The organism is Pseudomonas sp. SMSB3 (assembly GCF_052041965.1).
GTDB lineage: Bacteria > Pseudomonadota > Gammaproteobacteria > Pseudomonadales > Pseudomonadaceae > Aquipseudomonas.
The window spans coordinates 1-379 of sequence record NZ_JBKGGV010000048.1; the positions used below are offsets into that span (position 1 = coordinate 1).

1 pseudogene is annotated in these 379 nt (G+C 59.1%); it reads right to left on the reverse strand.

What is annotated here, in order from left to right:
* Positions 1-379: pseudogene (locus ACLEJW_RS23235) on the reverse strand (HNH/ENDO VII family nuclease); the annotation flags it as partial.

Consider the following 379-nt stretch of genomic DNA (forward strand, 5'->3'; position numbering starts at 1 on the left):
CGGTACTCCTGATCACGCCACCGCTTGATCCGGTTGTCTTTAACCTTGTCGAACTGCCGGGCATTGAAGTCCAGCCGGTTCGCCGCCGCGTCGTAGCGGAATTCTTCACTGCCTACCAGCGAACCAGTATCGCGGCTGCGCAACTGGCCGTTGGCTTCGTACTCGTACTTGATCTCGCCTCGCAGTTTGTCGAGCGTGCGCACTAGCTCGCCCGCTGGGTCGTACTGATAGCGGCGATGAATCGGGTTATAGGCATGCTCGACCAGCAGCGAGGTATTGATGCCGGTGTTGTGCACCTGCGAAAGCTTGTCGGCGGGCAAGGTCGAGGCAAACTGCCAAGCTTTGCGCCCCATCGCATCGTAGCCAAAGCAACTGGTGA